This is a genomic window from Micromonospora sp. WMMD735 (genome assembly GCF_049178995.1).
GTDB classification, from domain to species: domain Bacteria; phylum Actinomycetota; class Actinomycetes; order Mycobacteriales; family Micromonosporaceae; genus Micromonospora; species Micromonospora wenchangensis.
Genome location: NZ_JBMHMJ010000002.1, coordinates 5,016,378 through 5,035,402, shown reverse-complemented (window position 1 = coordinate 5,035,402; position 19,025 = coordinate 5,016,378). Strand labels below are relative to the sequence as shown.

Annotated in this window: 19 protein-coding genes; 8 read left to right on the top strand and 11 right to left on the bottom strand. The window is 74.1% G+C overall.

Annotated features, from left to right (window positions below):
• Positions 1–54: 54 nt before the first annotated feature.
• The gene (locus ACN268_RS21735) at positions 55–501 is read right to left on the bottom strand and encodes an LppU/SCO3897 family protein (RefSeq protein WP_421486954.1); all 447 of its coding nucleotides are present in this window, start codon (positions 499–501) and stop codon (positions 55–57) included.
• Positions 502–2,248: 1,747 nt separating this feature from the next.
• Positions 2,249–2,917, bottom strand: a complete 669-nt coding sequence (locus ACN268_RS21730) for an LppU/SCO3897 family protein (protein WP_421484778.1) — start codon at positions 2,915–2,917, stop codon at positions 2,249–2,251.
• Positions 2,918–2,993: 76 nt separating this feature from the next.
• Between ACN268_RS21730 and ACN268_RS21725 the strand changes: the two genes are divergently transcribed.
• Together ACN268_RS21725 and ACN268_RS21720 are read left to right on the top strand one after the other, a co-directional pair.
• Positions 2,994–3,968, top strand: coding sequence for an EamA family transporter (locus tag ACN268_RS21725; protein WP_421484777.1), 975 nt, complete (start codon positions 2,994–2,996; stop codon positions 3,966–3,968).
• A gap of 151 nt (positions 3,969–4,119) precedes the next feature.
• Complete coding sequence (locus tag ACN268_RS21720) at positions 4,120–4,800, top strand: prepilin peptidase (protein ID WP_421484776.1); 681 nt, start codon at positions 4,120–4,122, stop codon at positions 4,798–4,800.
• A 140-nt stretch (positions 4,801–4,940) separates the two neighbouring features.
• Here the strand turns inward: ACN268_RS21720 and ACN268_RS21715 are convergent, their stop codons facing one another.
• From ACN268_RS21715 to ACN268_RS21695, 5 genes are all read right to left on the bottom strand, one after another.
• On the bottom strand, positions 4,941–8,135 hold the full coding sequence (locus tag ACN268_RS21715; protein ID WP_421484775.1) for a UvrD-helicase domain-containing protein: 3,195 nt from the start codon (positions 8,133–8,135) through the stop codon (positions 4,941–4,943).
• A gap of 126 nt (positions 8,136–8,261) precedes the next feature.
• Positions 8,262–9,509 carry a metallophosphoesterase gene (locus tag ACN268_RS21710; RefSeq protein WP_421484774.1) on the bottom strand — a complete coding sequence of 416 codons (1,248 nt, stop codon included), beginning with the start codon at positions 9,507–9,509 and terminating at the stop codon, positions 8,262–8,264.
• A gap of 12 nt (positions 9,510–9,521) precedes the next feature.
• Positions 9,522–9,767, bottom strand: a complete 246-nt coding sequence (locus ACN268_RS21705) for a MoaD/ThiS family protein (RefSeq protein WP_421484773.1) — start codon at positions 9,765–9,767, stop codon at positions 9,522–9,524.
• Position 9,768: 1 nt separating this feature from the next.
• Positions 9,769–10,782, bottom strand: coding sequence for a GTP 3',8-cyclase MoaA (gene moaA / locus ACN268_RS21700; RefSeq protein ID WP_421484772.1), 1,014 nt, complete (start codon positions 10,780–10,782; stop codon positions 9,769–9,771).
• A complete protein-coding gene (locus ACN268_RS21695) occupies positions 10,779–11,693 on the bottom strand; it encodes a fructosamine kinase family protein (protein WP_421486953.1) in 915 nt (304 codons plus the stop codon). The genes moaA and ACN268_RS21695 overlap by 4 nt, the downstream gene beginning before the upstream one ends.
• A gap of 153 nt (positions 11,694–11,846) precedes the next feature.
• Between ACN268_RS21695 and ACN268_RS21690 the strand changes: the two genes are divergently transcribed.
• Positions 11,847–12,893 (top strand): DUF4192 domain-containing protein, encoded by a 1,047-nt coding sequence (locus tag ACN268_RS21690; protein ID WP_421484771.1) that lies wholly within the window; start codon positions 11,847–11,849, stop codon positions 12,891–12,893.
• Between the two features lie 323 nt (positions 12,894–13,216).
• On the opposite strand, the gene ACN268_RS21685 is transcribed toward ACN268_RS21690, so the two are convergent.
• The 3 genes from ACN268_RS21685 to ACN268_RS21675 form a co-directional block, all read right to left on the bottom strand.
• Complete coding sequence (locus ACN268_RS21685; protein ID WP_421484770.1) at positions 13,217–13,408, bottom strand: DUF397 domain-containing protein; 192 nt, start codon at positions 13,406–13,408, stop codon at positions 13,217–13,219.
• Between the two features lie 209 nt (positions 13,409–13,617).
• Positions 13,618–13,809, bottom strand: a complete 192-nt coding sequence (locus ACN268_RS21680) for a DUF397 domain-containing protein (protein ID WP_421484769.1) — start codon at positions 13,807–13,809, stop codon at positions 13,618–13,620.
• On the bottom strand, positions 13,796–14,602 hold the full coding sequence (locus ACN268_RS21675; protein WP_421484768.1) for a helix-turn-helix domain-containing protein: 807 nt from the start codon (positions 14,600–14,602) through the stop codon (positions 13,796–13,798). The genes ACN268_RS21680 and ACN268_RS21675 overlap by 14 nt, the downstream gene beginning before the upstream one ends.
• Before the next feature lie 474 nt (positions 14,603–15,076).
• Between ACN268_RS21675 and ACN268_RS21670 the strand changes: the two genes are divergently transcribed.
• Both ACN268_RS21670 and ACN268_RS21665 read left to right on the top strand, forming a co-directional pair.
• Complete coding sequence (locus ACN268_RS21670) at positions 15,077–15,376, top strand: hypothetical protein (RefSeq protein WP_421484767.1); 300 nt, start codon at positions 15,077–15,079, stop codon at positions 15,374–15,376.
• Positions 15,373–15,627, top strand: coding sequence for a flavin reductase (locus ACN268_RS21665; RefSeq protein WP_421484766.1), 255 nt, complete (start codon positions 15,373–15,375; stop codon positions 15,625–15,627). Before ACN268_RS21670 ends, ACN268_RS21665 begins: the two co-directional genes overlap by 4 nt.
• A 127-nt stretch (positions 15,628–15,754) precedes the next feature.
• Here ACN268_RS21665 and fdhD read toward each other — a convergent pair whose 3' ends face one another.
• Complete coding sequence (gene fdhD / locus ACN268_RS21660) at positions 15,755–16,609, bottom strand: formate dehydrogenase accessory sulfurtransferase FdhD (RefSeq protein ID WP_421484765.1); 855 nt, start codon at positions 16,607–16,609, stop codon at positions 15,755–15,757.
• A gap of 174 nt (positions 16,610–16,783) precedes the next feature.
• Here fdhD and mobA point away from each other — a divergent pair, with 174 nt between their 5' ends.
• The 3 genes from mobA (at position 16,784) to ACN268_RS21645 (ending at position 18,999) form a co-directional block, all read left to right on the top strand.
• A complete protein-coding gene (gene mobA / locus ACN268_RS21655) occupies positions 16,784–17,476 on the top strand; it encodes a molybdenum cofactor guanylyltransferase (protein ID WP_421484764.1) in 693 nt (230 codons plus the stop codon).
• Entirely contained in the window at positions 17,473–17,730 is a 258-nt protein-coding gene (locus tag ACN268_RS21650) for a DUF6457 domain-containing protein (protein WP_421484763.1), read from the top strand. The genes mobA and ACN268_RS21650 overlap by 4 nt, the downstream gene beginning before the upstream one ends.
• A 156-nt stretch (positions 17,731–17,886) precedes the next feature.
• Positions 17,887–18,999 (top strand): T3SS (YopN, CesT) and YbjN peptide-binding chaperone 1, encoded by a 1,113-nt coding sequence (locus ACN268_RS21645; protein WP_421484762.1) that lies wholly within the window; start codon positions 17,887–17,889, stop codon positions 18,997–18,999.
• The last annotated feature ends 26 nt before the right edge of the window (positions 19,000–19,025 follow it).

Here is a 19,025-nt window from a genome sequence, read left to right as displayed (position 1 = left end):
ACCGGAATATGGGGCTGTCTAGCATCCACGCTAGACAGCCCCATACTTTCCTGTTCAGCTTCGTTTGCGCAGGCAGAGCACGTAGTCGAAGAGGTCGACCGAGTTGTCGTGCACGTAGTTGGCGTTCGACTCCGGCGCCAACGACCGGCACCGCTCCCCGTTCGTGGACGCGGGAATGCGCAGCAGCACCTCGTAGGTGTTCGGGCCGCACGGCACCTTGCGCAGCTCGGCGTCGCTGGCCGTACCGTCGTTGACCACGCAGTCGCCCCGGACGATCTGCGCCGCCCTGGTCGGCGTGGGGGTCGGCTCGGCCGTCGTCGGTTCCCCGGTCGGCTCCGGCGCGTCCGTCGGGCTGGCCTGCGTCGGCCCGTTCTCGGTGGGAGTGGCGGAGCTGCCCGTCGGGGTCGCCGGCTCGTCGCCGTCCTTTGCGGCCAGGAAGAACCAGCCGCCCACCCCGAGGCACGCGCAGAGCAGCAGAACCACCACCAGCCCGAGGATCAGCGCGATCCGGCCGCCCCGCCCCTTCGCCGGCGGCGGGGGCGGATACCCCGGCCCGGGCTGCCCCGGGAAGCCCGGCGGCTGCTGTCCCGGGAAGCCCGGCGCAGCCTGACCGGGATAGCCGGACGTGGGCGCGGCGGGTCCCGGGAATCCGGAGGACGGTGCCGGGGTCGACTGCCCCGGGTAGCCGGACGTCGGCGCGGTCGCTCCGGGGAACCCGGGCGACGGTGGTGGCGCGGCCTGACCGGAGTGGCCCGTCGGTGGTGGCGAGGCCGGTGCGGAGAACGCGCCCGCTGCCGGCGCGGCCGTCGGCCCGGCGGGCGGGAACGGCCCCGGTGGCGGGTAACCGGCCTCCGAGGACGCCGCCGGCTGACCGGTCGGCGGCAGGTAGGTGTCCGGCGGCGGGTAGCCGGCCCCCGAGGTCGGCGGTGGCGGGTAGCCGGCTCCCGAGGTGGGGGGCGGTGGGTAGCTCGCCCCTGACGTGGGCGGTGGCGGGTAGCTCGCCCCCGAGGTCGGCGGTGGCGGGTAACCCGCTCCCGAGGTGGGTGGGGGCTGGGGAGCCTCCGATGCCGGCATCTGCGTGGTCGGGGAGTACCCGCCGGTCGACGCGGGCATCTGCGTGGTCGGGGAGTAGCCGCCGGCCGGTGCTGGCGGGGCCGGCTGGGCGGCTCCCGACACCGGCGGCAGCCGGGTGGTCGGCGGTTCCGGCGACGTGGCGATCGGGGTGGTTGCCGCATCACCGGTCACGGGGGCCGTCGGCGGCTCGCTGCGCAGCGCCGTGGTCGGTGCGTCGTCCGTACCGGCCCAGATCGGCGCGGTCGGTGGCTCCGGGGGTGACGCGGCCAGGGGGGAGGTCGGGGGTTCCTCCACCGCCGGTACGGGGGCCGTGGCCGGCTCGTCCGCCTCCCGCGACACGGGCACGGTCGGTGGCTCCGGGTCCTGCGCCCGGATCGGCTCGGTTGCCGCCTCGCCCGGGGCGGTGTCGGGTGCGGCCGTCGACCCCGCCGACCCGGCGACCTGCCCGGTCGACACGGCGGTGGGCTCGTCGTCCTGGCCCGTCGGGACCTGTCCGGCGGACAGCATCGCCGTCGGCTGGTCGTCCGGTCCACCCGTGATCAGCGCGGTCGGCTGGTCGTCAGGGCTGCCTGTGATGAGCGCGGTCGGTTGGTCGTCGGGGTCGGCCGCAACGGGAGCGGTCGGCGGTTCGTCGGCCGGGTGCGGGGGCGGCGACGAGATCGGCGCGGTCGGCGTGTCGTCGGCGGTCGGTGGGACCGGGGCGGTCGGCGCGGTGGGTGCCTCGTCCTGGTCACGGGCGAAGGGAGCGGTCGGCGCGTCGTCCGGCTCCGACGGGATCGACGCCGTCGGCGTGTCCGCGTCAGCCGCGCCTCCCCCGGACGCGGCCCCGGCCAGAGGTGCGGTCGGCGGCTCCGGCTCAGACCGGCCGAGGGGCGCGGTCGGCGGCTCCGGCTCGGCCTGTGCGAGGGGCGCGGTCGGCGGTTCGGGGTCGGCCTGTGCGAGGGGCGCGGTCGGCGGTTCGGGGTCGGCCTGTGCGAGGGGCGCGGTCGGCGGTTCGGGGTCGGACCGGTCGATGGGTTCCGTCGCTGGTTCCGGGGAGATCGGCGCGGTGGGCGGCTCGGAGCCGAAGGGCTCGGTGGGTGGCTCGGACTCGGAAGCCGTGGGCCGGTGTTCCTTGTCGGGACGGCCGGAGTCGGGTGGGCCGAAGGTTGACAATCTCTCTCCAGGGGTGGGCTCAGCGCTGCTTCAGGCAGAGGACGAAGTCGAGGGTGTCCAGCTCGCTGTCGAAGAAGTACCAGTTGGTGTAGCCCTCCACCACGCCGCACTTCGCCTCGGCGTCCCTTTCACCACTGGTCGCTCCGTCGAAACGGCGGAGCACCTCGTAGGTCTTCGGAGCGCACGCGGTGATCAGCAGTTTGGGCTTGCCACCGGCCGGGCCCTCGTTGCGGACGCACTGGCCCGCCTTGACGAACCGGGGGTCGGCCGACGAGGCGGGAGCGGGCGTGGTGGCTGTCGGACCGGAGGTCGCCCCGTCCGGCTCGACCGGTGTCGTCGGCAGGACGGCCCCGGTCGTGGACGGTGATCCGTCGTCGTCACCCAGCAGGTACCACAGGACGCCACCGCCGACGACCAGCACCGCGAGTACGACCAGCACCGCGACCAGCGGACCACGACCGCGCCCCGGCGTCGGAGCATCCGGGTACGCCGCCGGCCCGCTGACCGCGTACGGATCTGCCGAACCGTACGCCTCCGACTGCCGGTACGACGGGTCGTACGACGGGTGGCCGGACGGCTGCGACGGCACGGTCGGGGGCTGCTCCGGTGCGGGACGGCTCCAACGGTCGTCCGGGCGTTGCCCACCCCACGGTTCCGGGGAGCCCCCCGGTGGTCCGTAGTTCGCCATGCCCGTCCTCCCGCGTGCCGAGATGCCGGTTATCCGGAAGACGCCACCGACGTGGTCACCGTAGCGTGGTCCTGCGATGACCTCATCTCCCTCGGCCGCGACACCCGCCCGACCAGCCCTGATCTGGACGGCACTGATTCTCGTCTACGTGCTGTGGGGTTCCACGTACCTCGGCATCCGGGTCGTGGTGGAGTCGATGCCGCCGCTCGGGTCGGCCGCCACCCGGTTCGGCGGTGCCGCGCTGGTGCTGGCGGTCGTGCTGCGGCTGCGACGGGGCAGGGGCGCGCTACGGGTCGACCGCCGGCAGCTCGGTTCCGCCGCACTGGTCGGGGTGCTGCTCCTGGCTGGCGGCAACGGCCTGGTGGTGCTCGCCGAATCCGGTCCGTCCGGGGTGGCGGTGCCGTCGGGGATCGCCGCGCTGCTGGTGGCGACCGTTCCGCTGCTGGTGGTGCTGCTCCGTACGGTCACCGGGGACCGACCACCGGGGTGGACGTTCGCCGGGGTGACGCTGGGCTTCCTCGGGCTGGTGCTGCTGGTGCTCCCCCGGGGCGGGTCCGGTGCGGTGCCGCTGGTCGGGGCGTTGACCGTGGTCGCGGGGGCGGTCTGCTGGTCGGTGGGGTCGTTCCTGTCCAACCGGCTGCGGATGCCCGCCGATCCGTTCGTCGCCACCGTCTACGAGATGGTCGCCGGGGCGGTGGCCCTGTTCGTGCTGTCGCTGGCCCGGGGTGAGCTGCGCGGGTTCTCCCCGGGGCAGGTCACCACCCGGTCCTGGCTGGCGCTGACGTATCTGCTGGTGGCCGGGTCGTTGGTGGCCTTCACCGCGTACGTCTGGTTGCTGGCGAACGCCCCCATCTCGCTGGCCGCCACCTACGCGTACGTCAATCCGGTGGTGGCGGTGGCGCTCGGCGCGCTGCTGGTCGCCGAGCCGGTGACCGGCCAGGTGCTGCTCGGCGGCGCGGTGATCGTCGCAGGTGTGGCGCTGGTGGTGACCACCGAGCGGCCCCGCCGGCCGGTGGTCGACGGGGCGGTCCTGGAGCCGTCCCGCCGGTAACGTCGACGGCCGTGCCCCTCGGCCCGCCGACCCCGAGCGCGCGCCCCGGCAGGCTGATCCCGAGCGCGCGCTCCGGCAGGCTGATCCCGAGCGCGCGCTCCGGCCTGCCGCCGGCCGTACGGAGCCCGGCGGCCTGCTGCCCGGAGCCACGATGACCGGGGCGTCGACCGGCCTGGTGACCATGGCGGCGGCGCTCGGTGCGCTGGCCGGCCTCGCCGCACCCCGCATCGCCTGCGCCTTCCCACCGTCCGCGCCCCCGCGACCGCCGCAGGCCGGGCGGGCCGCTCCCCCGGCGGCCAGGGGACCCGGGCGCGGCACGCCTCCGGTCGTGCTGGGGGCGGTGGTCTGCGGCGGGTTGGCCGCCGCGCGTGGTCCGGAGCCGGCACTGCCGGCGTTCCTGCTGGTGGCGGCGGTGGGGGTGGTGCTGGCGGTGGTGGATCTGACCAGCCTCCGCCTGCCCGACCCGCTGGTCGGGGTGGCCGCGCTCGGCGGCGGCACCGCGCTGACCGTGGCCGCCGTCGCCGCCGGCACTCCCGGCCGTCTGGCGCTCGCGCTGGCCGGTGCCGCGCTCTCCTTCCTCCTGTACGTCGTGCTGGCGCTGCTGCCCCGGTCCCGGCTCGGCTTCGGTGACGTGAAACTGGCGGCGGTGCTCGGCCTGCCGTTGGGCTGGCTGGGCTGGCCCACCCTCTGGCTCGGTCTGCTGCTGCCGCACCTGCTCAACGGGGTGCTGGTGCTGGCGCTGCTGGTCGCCGGCCGGGTACGCCGGGACACCGCCCTGCCGTTCGGCCCGGCCCTGCTCACCGGCGTCTGGCTCGCCGTCCTTCTCGCCTGACCGGCCCGCCGGCCCGGCGGGGTCGGCTAGGCGGGGCGGCCCGGCGGACCGCAACGTCACGCAGCAAGCGGTATCAGCGCGGGCGGATACCGCTACCTCGACCCCGTAGGTCGGTCGACGGGCCGTCGGTCTACGGGCAGTCAGATCAGGCGGAGCTGACGGTCCTTGGGGCGGCGTGGCTCGGCCTCGCCGAACCGTTCGAACAGACCAGGGTCGACCACGTCGAGGAACGGAGACGGTCGGCAGTCGCGTTCCGTTCCGTGCCGGACCCGGCGGGCCGCGTGGCTGACGTAGAGGCGGTCCTGCGCGCGGGTCAGCCCGACGAAGAAGAGCCGCCGCTCCTCGGCGATCGCGTCGTCGTCGGGTGTCGAGCCGGGCCAGCGCAGCGGCAGCAGACCGTCCTCGACGCCGACCAGGAAGACCACCGGGAACTCCAGCCCCTTCGCGGCGTGCAGGGTGAGCAGGGTGACCGCCTCGGCGCGCGGGTCCAACGCGTCCACCTCGGCCCCGGTGGCGAGTTGGGAGAGGAAGAGTTCCAGGTCGTCGCCGCAGCGTCGGGCCAGCGGGGCTAGCAGGTCGACGGCGGTCCGGACGTCCTCGGGGCGTACGGTGCCGGCGGCGTCCAGGGTGGGGGCGGCGAACCGTTCGGCGAGCACCTGGCCGGCGGCCCGGACCCGGGCGGGCAGCCCACCGGTGGAGCCGTCGGCGTGCCGCAGCTCCCGGGCGATCGCCAGGACACCGGGCCGGTCCCGGAGCCGGTCGTGCGACCGCTTCTGCACCGGGATGTTGGCCCTGGCCAGGGCGTCCACGATCGGGGCGGCCTGCGCGTCGGTGCGGTAGAGCACCGCGATGTCGGAGAAGGACAGACTGGTGGACCGGCCGTCGATGCGTCCGGAGTCCAACGACCTGTGGGACAGGCCGCCGACCAGGTCGTCGACGGTGCGTACCACGAAGTCGGCCTCGTCGGCGACGGACGCCGCCGGGTAGCGGCCGACCAGCGGGGCCTCCGGGTCGAGCCGGGCCGGGTCGAGCCGGCGGCCCCGGACCAGCGACGACGGCGCGATGGCCTGGACGGCGGCGGCCAGGATCGGCGCGGACGAGCGGTAGTTGCGGTTGAGCCGGACCAGCCGGGCGTCGGTGAAGTCCTCGGAGAAGCGCAGGAAGTAGCCGACGTCGGCGCCCCGGAACGAGTAGATCGCCTGGTCCGGGTCACCGATCGCGCAGAGGTTGCCGTCGGCGGGGCTGAGCAGCCGCAGCAGGTCGTACTGCACGGCGTCGACGTCCTGGTACTCGTCGACGAAGATCCACCGCCAGCGTTCCCGGTAGTCCCGGACCAGCTTCCTGTCGCCCTTGAGCAGCGCGACCGGCAGGGTCAGCAACTCGTCCAGGTCGACCAGGTCCTGCTTGCGCAGCAGCGCGGTGTAGCGGGCCGGGTCGTCGCCGGCCTCCGTCCGGGCGGCGGCACGCTCGGCGTCGTCGGCGATCCGGAACCCCTCCGGCAGGCCGGCCGCGGCGGCGTTCTCCCGCAGGATGGCAAGCCCGAGCGAGTGGAAGGTGCCGACGGTGACGTCCTCGGCGACCGGGCCGAGCAGGCCGTCGAGCCGGTGCCGCAGCTCCTCGGCGGCCCGCCGGGTGAAGGTGATCGCCAGGCACTGTTCGGGGAAGACGTTCAGCTCGGCGCAGAGGTAGGCGATCCGGTGGGTCAGCGTGCGGGTCTTGCCGGTGCCCGGCCCGGCCACGATCAGCAGCGGGCCGCCGGGCGCGGAGGCGGCCACCCGCTGCATCGCGTCCAGCCGGTCGAGCAGGCCGGTGCCGACCTCCTCCATCCCGGCGAGCATCGGCTCGAACGGCTCGTGCGGCGAGGGGGTCGAGGCGATCGGTGGCGGCGGCGGGGTCGGCGCGGGCTTCGGCTTCGGCTCGGCCTTCACCGCCGCCGGCCGCTTGGCCTTCGGTTTCGCCGCCGGCTCCGTCGGCCTGCGCTGCGCCGGCACCGGTACGTCGAACAGCGTCTCCTGCCCGGAACCGGCGGCCCCGCCCAGCTCGGCGGGGTCGAAGAGGGTGATCACGCCGTACTCGCCGTCGAAGCCGGGGACCCGGCGCACGTCGCCCCGGCGCAACCGGCCGATGCCCTCGCCGAGCAGTTCCCCGCCCACCCGGCTGATCTCGTCGACCGGGGTACGGGTGAGGATCTCCAACTCCGGGCCGAGCGCGGCTACCAGCTCGTTGAGCTTCCCCTCGACCTTCTTGGACCGGGGCCCCACCTTGTTGATCTCACCGAGGATCTCGGCCAGCGGCACCAGGTGGGTCACGTCGCGGGCGTGCTCCGGGCGGTGCCCGTCCGGCCGGTCGGCCAGCTCCTCGACCCGGCTGAGCACTCCCACGGTCAACGGCTTGCCGCACTCCGGGCAGCGCCCGCCGGCCGCCCGGGTCCGCTCCGGCGCCCAGTTGACGCCGCAGAGCCGGTGCCCGTCGGCGTGGTACTTGCCCTCCTCGGGGAAGAACTCGATCGTCCCGGCCAGCCCGTCACCGGTCCGCAGCGCGTCCCGGATGGCGAAGTAGTCACGGGCCGACGAGAAGACGGTGGCCTCCCGGGCCAGGGCCGGCGGGGAGTGCGCGTCGGAGTTGGAGACCAACCGGTAGCGGTCCAGGCTGCCGACCCGCCAGTTCATCGCCGGGTCGGAGGAGAGCCCGGTCTCCACCGCGAAGACGTGCTCGGCCAGGTCGGCGTAGCAGTCGGCGATCGCGTCGAAGCCGGACTTCGAGCCGAGTGCGGAGAACCACGGCGTCCAGATGTGCGCCGGCACCAGGTAACCGTCCGGACTCGCATCAAGGGTGATCTCCAGCAGGTCCCGGGAGTCCAGGCCGAGGATCGGCCGGCCGTCCGAGCCGAGGTTGCCGATCCGGCCCAGCGCGGTGTTGAACCGGGCCACCGCGTCGAGGTCGGGCAGGTAGATCAGGTGGTGCACCTTGCGGGTCCGGTCGTCCCGCTTGTAGATGGTGGAGATCTCCACGCTCAGCATGAACCGGACCGGGTCGGCCTTTGCCGCGTCGGCCAGCCGGGGTGGTAGTCGCCTGGCGATGTCCGCCTCGGCCTCCGGGCCGAGCCGGTACAGGCCGGGCTCGGCCGGTTGCAGGGTCTCCCGCAGGTGGTCGTACCAGGCGGGATGGGTGAAGTCCCCGGTGCCGAGCACCCCGATGCCCTTGCGTCGGGCCCACCAACCGAGGTTGGGCAGGGTGAGGTCGCGGCTGCACGCGCGGGAGTACTTCGAGTGGATGTGCAGGTCCGCGACGAACGGCGGGACGCCACCAGGGGGAGCGGCGCTGAACGGAGGCACGCCGCATCCTGTCACGGCTGGTCCACTACCCGCCTGCCGCCACGCGTACGCGTGAGGAGTGCAATCCGGTGCTGGACTCCGCCGCCCGGACGCGGTATGGGCCGGGCCGTGGAGTCATCCGGCAGGTCACGGGGCGCGTAGCTCGACCAGGGTCACCTGCGGCGGTGCGCCGACGCGGACCGGTGGACCCCAGAAACCGGCCCCGTTGGTGACGTAGACCTTGGTGCCGTCGACCTCACCGAGGCCGGAGACCACCGGCTGCTGGAGCTTGACGGCCAGGTTGAACGGCGCGAGCTGCCCACCGTGGGTGTGCCCGGACAGTTGCAGGTCGACGCCGAACTTCGCCGCCTCGCGGGCGGCGACCGGCTGGTGGGCGAGCAGGACCACCGGGCGGCTGGCGTCCCGGCCGCCGAGCGCGGCGGTGAAGTCGGCGGGGCCGGCGACGCCGGTGCCGTCGGCGGTGACGTCGTTGATCCCGGCCAGGTCGAGCACCCCGCCCCGGGCCCGGATCTCCTGCCGCTCGTTCTGCAGGACCCGCAGGCCGAGCCGGTCGACCTCGGCCACCCACTCCTCGACCCCGGAGTAGTACTCGTGGTTGCCGGTGACGAAGAAGCTGCCGTAGCGGGAACGCAGGTCATGCAGCGGTTCGGCGGCCTCGCCCAACTCGGCGACCGACCCGTCGACGAGGTCACCGACGACCGCGACCAGGTCGGCGTCCAGTCGGTTGATCATCGCGACGATCCGCTCGGTGTGCGCCCGACCGCGCAACGGGCCGAGGTGGATGTCGGACACGGTGGCGATGCGCAGGCCGTCCATGCTGCGGGGGAGCTTCGCCAGCGGGATGCGCACCCGGTCGAGCTGCGGTGGACCCACCGCGGTGCGGACCCCGTACCCGGTGATGCCGGCGGCGGTGAGACCGGCGAAGATCGCGGCCCCCCGGGCGAGCAGCAACCGGCGGGACTCGTCGTGGTCGGGGCGGTCCACCGCCTCGGCGGCCGGCGGGTCGGCGCTGCCGGCCGCACCGACCAGCGCCGGCTCCGGGGCGGCGGTGGTCGCCTCGGCGGCGGCGCTGCGGCGGCGCAGCACCAACCGGGCCACCGCCATCGGCACCTCCAGCACCAGCAGGACGATCAGCAGGTAGAACATCACCGCGAGCCAGAGGTAACCGGGCCAGGCCAGCCAGAACGCCCCGGCGACCTGGGTGCCGGCCATCGTCGCGGGGACGAGCACCGCCAGCACCAGCGCGACGACAGTGCCGACCCGCCGCCACCGGCCCGGCCCGGTGGTGTCCTTGACCAGCCGCTTCCACAGGTAGAAGTGGATCAGGCCGGTGATCAGGCCGATCGTGCCCACGAACCCCAGAATCGCCAACACGGCAGCCCTTTCTCAGCCGCCCGCGAAGGGAGGCAGCACGTCGATCGTGGCCCCGGCCGGCAACGGTGCCTGACGATCATGGCAGGCCACGCCGTCGACCAGGAAACTCGCCACCTGGAGCACCGCGGCCAGCCGGGGGCCGTGCCGGTGCGCGAGTTCACCGAGCAGTTCGTCGAGCGGCCGGCCGGCGGATGCGGTCTCCTCGCTGCGGCCGGCTGCGGCCCGCGCCCCGGCGAAGTACCGGACGGTGAGGTCCACCTCAGCCTCCGATCGCCGACATGGGCCGGACGGGTTGCAGGAACGTCGGGTCGTCGATGCCGTGCCCGGCCCGTTTGACCGCCGTGGCGGCCTGCCAGCGGCGGGCGATGTCGGCGTCGTCCGCACCGGCCCGCAGCGCGCCACGCAGGTCGGACTCCTCCGTGGCGAACAGGCAGTTGCGGAGCTGACCGTCGGCGGTGAGCCGGGTCCGGTCGCAGTCGCCGCAGAACGGCCGGGTCACCGTGCCGATCACCCCGACCCGGGCCGGCCCGCCGCTCACCAGCCAGGTTTCGGCCGGGGAGGCACCCCGGTGCGCCGGGTCGGGGGTGAGGTCGAACCCGGCGGCCAGCGACGTCAGGATCTCGTCGGCGGTGACCATCGTGGCCCGGTCCCAGCCGTGCTGGGCGTCCAACGGCATCTGCTCGATGAACCGCAGCTCGTAGCCGTGGTCGAGGGCGAACCGCAGCAACGCCGGTGCCTCGTCGTCGTTGACCCCGCGCATCAGCACCGCGTTGACCTTCACCGGGGTGAGCCCGGCGGCGGCGGCCCCGGCCAGCCCGGCGAGCACGTCGGCCAGCCGGTCCCGCCGGGTCAACGCGGCGAACCGGGCGGCATCCAGGGTGTCCAACGACACGTTCACCCGGTCCAGCCCGGCGTCGCGCAGTGCCGGGGCGAGCCGGTCCAGGCCGAGACCGTTGGTGGTCAACGAGATCCGGGGGCGGGGGGTGAGCGCGGCCACGGCGGCGACGATGCCGACCAGCCCCGGCCGGATCAGCGGCTCTCCCCCGGTGAACCGCACCTCGGTCACCCCGAGCCGCTGCACCGCGACCCGGACCAGCCGCACGATCTCCTCGTCGGTGAGCAGTTGCGGCCCGGCCAGCCAGGGCAGCCCCTCGGCGGGCATGCAGTAGGTGCAGCGCAGGTTGCACTTGTCGGTCAGCGACACGCGCAGGTCCCGGGCGATCCGGCCGTACCGGTCGACGAGGACGCCGGCGGTCGTCGGGGCGGCGGTCACCCGTCGACCGTAGCGCGGCCGACGCCCCGCAGCGCCGCTCGGGCGGCACCGACGACCGCATCGCGGTACGCCCCGCCGAACAGCGCGGTGTGCACCAGCAGCAGGTGCAGTTGGTGCAGTGGCACCCGTTCCCGCCACCCGTCGGCCAGCGGCCACGCCTCCCGGTAGCCGGCCATGATCCGGTCGCAATGCGGCGGACCACCGAAGAGCGCCAACTGGGCCAGGTCCGTCTCCCGGTGCCCGCCGTGCGCCGCCGGGTCGACCAGCCACACCCGCTCGTCCGTGCCCCAGAGCAGGTTGCCCGGCCACAGGTCGCCGTGCAGCCGGGCCGGCGGCTCGTCGCCGCCGAACTCGCCGATCCGCGTCACCACCTGCTCGACCAGCGCGGCGTCCGGGCCGTCGAGGGCACCGCCGTCGACCGACATCCGCAGGTACGGCAGGAGCCGTCGCCTGGCGAACCACTCCGGCCAGGGCCCGTCGTCGGGGGTGTTGTCCTGCGCGAGAGTGCCGATGAACCCGGGCCAGGCCGCCCCGAACCGGTCCGCGCCGGCCCGGTGCGTGCCGGCCAGCTCCCGGCCGAACCGCTCGGCCGCCTCGGGCGTCGGCTCGCCGGGGTCGACCCAGTCGAGCGCCAACAGCTCCGGCAGCGCCACCACCACCTCCGGTACGGCCACCGCGCCGGCCTCCCGCAGCCAGCGCAGCCCGGCGGCCTCGGTGTCGAAGAAGCCCGCCGGGACGGGGCGCCCGGCCCGCTCCGGCCAGGTCTTGGTGAAGACCGAGTGGCCGTCGTCCAGGGTCAACCGGGAGGCCACGCAGCTGTCCCCGCCCGCCACCGGGGTCTCCCGGATGCGCTGGTGGGTCAGGAAGGTGGGCAGGTGCTCCGGGTGCGCCCGCAGGTACGCCAGGTCCATGAGCGCAAGGTAGCCGCTCGGACCGACCCCGGTGGGCCGCGTCGCCTGCCGGATGGCGGTGACCTGCATCAACACTCTCCGTATCTGTGGATAACTCGCGTGTCGTCCACAGGGCCTGTCGGCGCTGTGGCCGCCCGCCGCACGCTGCCGGACATGAACGCGACCGACCGCCCCCGGCTCACCGTCCGCTCGCCCGCAGACCTGATCACCGCCGTGCCGTACCTGATCGGCTTCCACCCCGTCGACAGCATCGTGGTGGTGGCGATGCGGGGCCGGCGGATCGTCTTCGCCGCCCGCGCCGACCTGCCCGGACCGGGCACCGACCCGGCCCTGCCGGCCCGACATCTCGGCGACGTGATCGGCCGGCAGGACGCCGAATCCACCACCGTCGTCGGGTTCGGCCCGCCCGAACGGGTCACCCCGGCGGTGGACGCCGTCCGATCGGCGCTGGCCGACCTCGACCTGCCCGTGCTCGACGCGCTGCGGGTGACCGGTCGCCGCTACTGGTCCTACCTCTGCGAAGCGCCGGACTGCTGCCCGCCCGACGGCACCCCGTACGACCCGGATGCCAGCCAGGTCGCCGCCGCCGCGGTCTACGCCGGTCAGGTGGCGCTGCCCGACCGGGCGGCACTCGCCGCCCGGATCGCCCCCGCCGGGGGCATCGACCGGGCCGCCCTGCGCCGGGCCGGTGACCGGGCCGAACGCCGCCTGCTGGGACTGCTGGAGGCGGCCCCCGACACCGACGAGTCCGGCGAGCGGACCATCCGCAGGGCCGGCACCACCGCGGTACGCCAGGCGCAACGCCGGCACCGGCGCGGCGACCGGCTCACCGACGACGAGGTGGCCTGGCTGACCCTGCTCCTGACCCACCTGCCGGTACGCGACCACGCGTGGGAACGCACCGACGGCCGGGAGGAAGACATCGCCCTGTGGAGCGAGGTACTGCGCCGCGCCGAGGAGGAGTTGGTCCCCGCCCCCGCCTGCCTGCTCGCCTTCGCCGCCTGGCGGGCCGGCCAGGGTGCGCTCGCCGCCGTGGCCCTGGAGCGGGCGCTGGCCATTCGCCCCGACTACACCCTCGCCCGGCTCCTCGACGATCTGCTGAGGCGCGGTGTTCCGCCGTCCGACCTGGACGGATGGCCGGCCGTGACCGAGCCGGAAGTGCTACGCCGCCGTCGTCGCCGGCCCCGCCGCCCCCGCTGACCGGGCGGCTGCGCCGCCCCCGCTGATCCGCCGGTCCGGCGGGCCTCGCTGGCCCGGCCGGCAGCAGGGTCACTGTCAGTGGGGATGGTCGGGGCTATGTGGTCCCTGAGAGGGATATGCCTCGCAGTCATATTCATGCCTGACAGGAATACGGCTGTCAGCGGCATGGTGTTGGGACGGACACGGTCGACACCTGGCCGGATTGACAGCCGCCCATGCTATCCACCGACCGGGTCGGGTAGTTCAGACCTGGGATGCCGGGTCGTTTCCTGACGCGAAATGCCTGCCCCGGACCTCGGGGCAGGCATTCGCCGGCAGGTCGGTCAGGCGCGATCGGGCAACCCGGCGACGAATGTGCGCCATGAGGTCGGGGCGAACGTCAGGGCCGGCCCGTGCGGGTCCTTGGAGTCCCGCACGGCGACCGCACCGGGAAGGTTGTCGGCAACCTCGACACAGTTCCCGCCGCTGGTGCCACTTCGGGTGGACTTCCGCCACCGCGCATCAGTCAGTCTCACGGGTTGTCCCCTCTCGCAGGCTTTCGGTCAGATGCCGGTCTCTGGGCTGGTGGCTCAGATTCCCCATCCAGGAGCGTCTTTGGCGACGCGTAGGCAGTGTTCCGGCGCCGCGAGGGAAACGGGAGACCGCCGAACGTCTACGCGTTCCTGGTAGCTGGCGTGCGGTGGCTGCCCCGGGCTCGGAGCAGGCACCTCGCCGAGTAGGTCGGTCAGGCGCGATCGGCCAACCCGGCGACGAACGCGCGCCATGAGGTCGGGGCGAACGTCAGGGCCGGCCCGTCCGGGTCCTTGGAATCCCGTACGGCGACCGCGCCAGGAAGGTTGTCGGCAACCTCGACGCAGTTCCCACCGCTCGCACCGCTGCGGGTGGACTTCCGCCACGTGGCGTTACTGAGGTCCATGTTGGCTCCCAACTTCCTTCAACAGATCGATGGACTGCCGACGCGGAAGGGCCTCGTTCCGGACGTTCTCCCACCGCGCTTGGAGCGTAGCCAACTCATCATCCTTGTCGACCACAACGCCGCCAAGCTGGTTCTCCAGGTGCCCGACCCACACCCCACCGGCGGAGCGCGCCAGAGCGAACGGCCCGGACAGTCCGACATGCAGCCCGGTGACTGCCGGGATGACGTGCACATGAACATGCGGCAGTTCTGCCCTGGCGATGAGTTGCGTGATCTGCTGCCCCATGACGACACCGAAGCCCTCTCCGGCGAGGCGTATCGCCCTCTCGTCGAGCACCGCCACCAATTGCGGAGGATGCCCGCCGGTCAGAATTCTCTGTCGGTCGATTCGTGCCGACACCCGCTGCTCCACCTCGTCGTCGGTGAGGCTGTCGACAGTTCGAAGCACCGCGCGGGCGTAGGCCTCGGTTTGTAGTAGGCCGGGAATCAGGTTCGGCTCGAAGTACCTGAGTTGGGTCGCGTTGCGTTCGGCGTCGAGCCAGGGCAGGAACCACGACGGCGTGCCGAGCTTGCTCACCAGCCGCTCGAAGAGCCCGCCGGTGCTGAGCGCCCGGTCAGCTCCCTTGATGAAATCCAGGGTCAGCGCCCGGGTGCCACCCTCGACGGCACTGACGTGCGACGCGCTGAAGCCGGCACCCCGCCCGAACGCCTCCTGCGTCATACCGGCGGCACCCCGGGCACGGCGGATCTCGGCAACGACGAAATCGGCGAGCGGATCTGGTACGTCAGCCATACACGGCGCCCCAATCTGAAGATCGACTATTCATGCCGCCACCTCGTCGGCGGTTCCTCATCCGGCTCAGCCCGAACGTTCGTCGTACCTTCCGAGCCTAGTGACCTCCACACCAGAGTGTCACCGGGGCGGCGCTGTCGGTAGCGGTCGAGAGCTGGCGGCGGCGTCTGCCGGAGGGACCGGCCGTGGAAGGGCGGCCGGCCCCTCCTCCACACCGCGCGGATGTATCGACGCGGATACGCCGATGCGGCCGCACCGACACAGAGGAGACGCCGTGCCCAGGGAGAAGCCGAACCCCGCCCCGAGCCCGAAGCCCGCACCCCGCCCCGAACCCGTACCCGATCCCGGGCCGCCCGCGCGCCCGATCGTCCCCGGCCCGATCGGGCCGTTCGTGCCGCCGTACCGGGGGCCGGGGCGGATGACAGGCGTCGTGCCGGCACCCCGCTGGGCGTATGGCCGGAACCAGGGGCCCCGGTGACCGGGCCGGAGGTCAGGTCGGGAGACGTGCTGCACCTGTCGCGTACCGCCAGTGTGCAGTTCATCCGGCCGATCATGGTCCGGGTCATCCGGGTGCTGGCCGACTGGCACACGTACCACGGTTGGGTCTGGATCGACGCGTACGAGCTGAATGCCGCAGGCGACGCGGTCCGGCGGCGGACCCTGTTCCTGATGCCGGCGGGCGCGCGCCGGCTCGCGCAGCCGGACCGGCCGGCAGGGGTGCCGCTCCCGCAGGGTGGCCGGGGGCGGCGGCTCAGGCCGGTGGGGACGCGGTGACCGGGGCGTTGCCCGGCCGGCACACGCCGCTGCGGCCGATCTGGCTGTGCCGGGTCGATGCGAACCCGTGGCCGTGCGGGGAGGCGAAACTCGCCCTCCTCGCGCGGTACGGCGACGACCTGCCCGGACTGCTCGCCCTGCTCACCGGGTGGTCGGTGGAGGCGACCGAACACCTGACGCAGCTCGACAACGGTCGCCGGATCGACGTGACCGACCGCTTCCTCACCTGGGTCCGCCCGCCCTCCCGCTGATCCCTCCCCCGCTACCGGGGCCGGGAACGGTTGCCGGTGGATTGTGGAGAGTTGTTGCGGCCCCAGCGACAAGAAGTCTCCACGATCACGCCCCACGCCTGACGACTCCGCGCCGACCGCAGGCGGGTCAGGGGGTGACGCGGTGGGTGCCGGTGTAGACGTTCATGGTCCGTCCCCGGAGGAAGCCGACCAGGGTCAGCCCCGCCTCGTCGGCCAGGTCGGCGGCGAGGGTGCTCGGCGCGGAGACCGCCGCCAGCAGCGGCAGCCCGGCCATCCACGCCTTCTGGGTCAGCTCGAAGCTCGCCCGGCCGGACACCATCAGCAGGTGTCCGGACAGCGGCAGCCGTCGCTGCCGGACCGCCCAGCCGACCACCTTGTCCACCGCGTTGTGCCGGCCGACGTCCTCGCGCAGCACCACCAGTTCGCCATCGGGGGTGAACAGGCCCGCCGCGTGCAGGCCGCCGGTGCGGTCGAAGGCGCGCTGCGCGGCGCGCAGCCGGTCGGGCAGCTCCGCCAGCAGCTTCGCCGGCACGGTGAGCGGGTCGTCGGTGACGGTGAACCGGGACCGGGTCCGAATCGCGTCGATGCTGGCCTTCCCGCACACCCCGCAGGAGCTGGTGGTGTAGAAGTTGCGCGCCGGGTCCGTCGCCGGTGCCGGCACACCGGGGGAGAGCACCACGTCGACCACGTTGTACGTGTTGGGTGTCTCCACCCCGGAGCAGAGCTGGGCGGTGTGCACGTCGGCGTCGCCGCGGATCAGCCCCTCGGTCAGCAGGAAGCCGATGGCCAGGTCGAGGTCGTCCCCGGGGGTACGCATGGTCACCGCCAGCGGGCGGCGTCGACCCGGCCCGCCGGGGCCGACCCGGATCTCCAGCGGTTCCTCCACGGCGAGCGTGTCCGGCCGGCGCAGCGCCACCTGGGCGTCGTCCGCCGCGTCGAGGTCGATCCGGAGCACGCTCCGCCGGTCAGTGGCCCGTCCCATCCCGCCATCCTGCCCCGCCCGCCCGGCCCCCCGCACGCTGACCACCCTGGCTGCGGCCCCACCGCGCCCACCCGGCAACCCCGTGCCGCTGGGGACGCCGACGGGGCCGGGGACGCCGCGCCACCCGGATCACGGCGGCCGGCCGGAGGGGAGCAGGGCGGCTACCGTGGCCGGGTGACGGCGTACGCGGCGGTGGTGCTGGCCGGTGGGGCGGCCCGCCGGATGGGTGGGCGGGACAAGCCGGCGGTGCCGGTGCACGGCCGGCCGATGCGGGACCGGGTGCTCGCCGCCGTCGCCGACGCCGTACCCCGGGTGGTGGTCGGGCCGGGTGGGGCGCTGCCGGCCGACGTCCTGGTGACCCGGGAGGAACCGGCCGGTGGGGGGCCGGTGGCCGCCACGTCCGCCGGGCTGGCCCTGCTCGGTCCCGGCCCGGCGATCGTCGCCCTGCTCGCCGCCGACCTGCCGCTGCTCACCCGCCCGGCCGTCGGCGCGCTGCTCGACACGCTCGCCGCCGAATCCGGTCCGGCGGCGGCGGACGGCGTCTGCCTGGTCGACGACCGGGGGCGACGCCAGCCGCTGTGCGGGGTGTGGCGGGTGCCGGCGCTACGCGCCGCGCTGGACCGGGTCGCCGCCCGCCGCTCCGGGCCCGCCGCCGGGGCCGACGGGTCCGCCAGCGCCGGGAACCCCGCGAGCGCCGAGGACGCCGGCAGAGCCGGGCAGGCGGCCGCGCTCGCCGGGGCGTCCATGCGGGAACTGCTGGGGGAGTTGACCGTACGCGAGTTGGCCTGGTCCGCTGCCGGTCCGCCACCGTGGTTCGACTGCGACACTGACTCCGACGTACGCCGGGCGGAGGAGTGGACGCGATGACCGTGCTGGACGACTGGGTGACGGCTGCCTGCGCCGAGCTGGGTCTCGACCCGGCCGAGGTGTCGGTGCCGATGGTGCTGGACCTGGCCAGGGACGTCGCGCACCAGGTGCTGCGGCCGGGTGCGCCGGTCACCGCGTACCTGCTGGGGGTGGCGGTCGGACGCGGTGCGGACCCGGCAGCGGCGGCGGCCCGGCTCACCGGGCTGGCCGCCCAGTGGCCGGTGGAGCTGGGCGGCGGGCGCCCCGCCTCCTGACCGACCTGGCACGGACCGGCGCACGATCCGGTACGCCGCGCCCCGGGGCGGGACGGGCGGCGGGAACGGCGACCGGTGGGGTTGTCCGATGCCGGTCGCGGTGGATTCGTTCTCCGGCCCGCCTGGGTAGGGTGACCTTGACGGACGGAGGCGATCATGACGGCGGACCACCCCTCGAAGCCGACCGGTGACCAGCCCGGCACCGCGCCGGCGCACCACGACCACCACGAGTCGGTCCTGCTGGACGAGCCGAGCACGGCGGACCTGCGGGCCAAGGTCACCGAGGCGTGGCGGGAGTTCGCCCGGGCGCTCGCCGAACGGCTGCGCGAGCTGCCCGCCGGGGCGCAGCTCGAAGTGACCCTGGACCCGACCGCCTCCGGCACCGGCGACGCCGTCTACTCGATCAGTATGGCCGTGGGTGAGCAGGGACGGCTGTCCGCGCGGGCGGTCGGCAACGCCACCCTGCCGCAGGGCTTCCGGCTGGACCGTGCCGCGGTGGCCGACATGATCGCGCTCGGCTGGTCGCCGCCCGGCGTGGTGGCGGGCTCCGGCGAGCACTTCGGCCTGGACGGGTCGACCGGGGACGCCAGCAGGCTGGCCGGGTTGCTCTCCCGCACCCTGCGCGACGTGTACGGCGCACCGCACCCGGCCTTCCTGGTCTATCTCAGCCAGGACGCCGAGGGGGAGCCGTTGCCGATCGAGGCGCTCGGCACCGCGCGCAGCGAGTTCGGCCCCGACCGGGACGTCGAGGCCGACCTGGACGAGGCGCTGGCCGCCGCCGCGAACGCCCAGAGCGAAGATCAGGAGGTGCTGGACCTGCCCGAGCGGGTCCGGACGGTGGTGTCGACGATGCTCAAGTCGACCTCCGAGCACCTTCAGATCGACTCCGACGGGGACATCAACATCCGGGCCGGGTCGGCGATGGTCTTCGTCCGGGTGCGGGACAATCCACCGCTGGTGGACGTCTTCTCGCCGGTGCTGACCGAGGTCGAGCCGACGGAACGGCTGTACGTGAAGCTCTCCGAGCTGACCAACCGGATGCCGATCGGCCGGTTGTACTGCGCCGACGACACGGTGTGGGCGTCCATCCCGGTCTTCGGGCGCAACTTCCAGGCCACCCACCTGATGCTGGCCGTGCAGGTGATGACCGGGCTCGCCGACGAACTCGACGACCGGTTGCACGGCGAGTTCGGCGGCAAGCGGTTCTTCGGTGAGGGCGACAAGGCGAGCCGGGGCGACACCGGGCACCGCACCGGCATGTACCTCTGATCCACCGCCGCGCGCCGGGCCGCAGG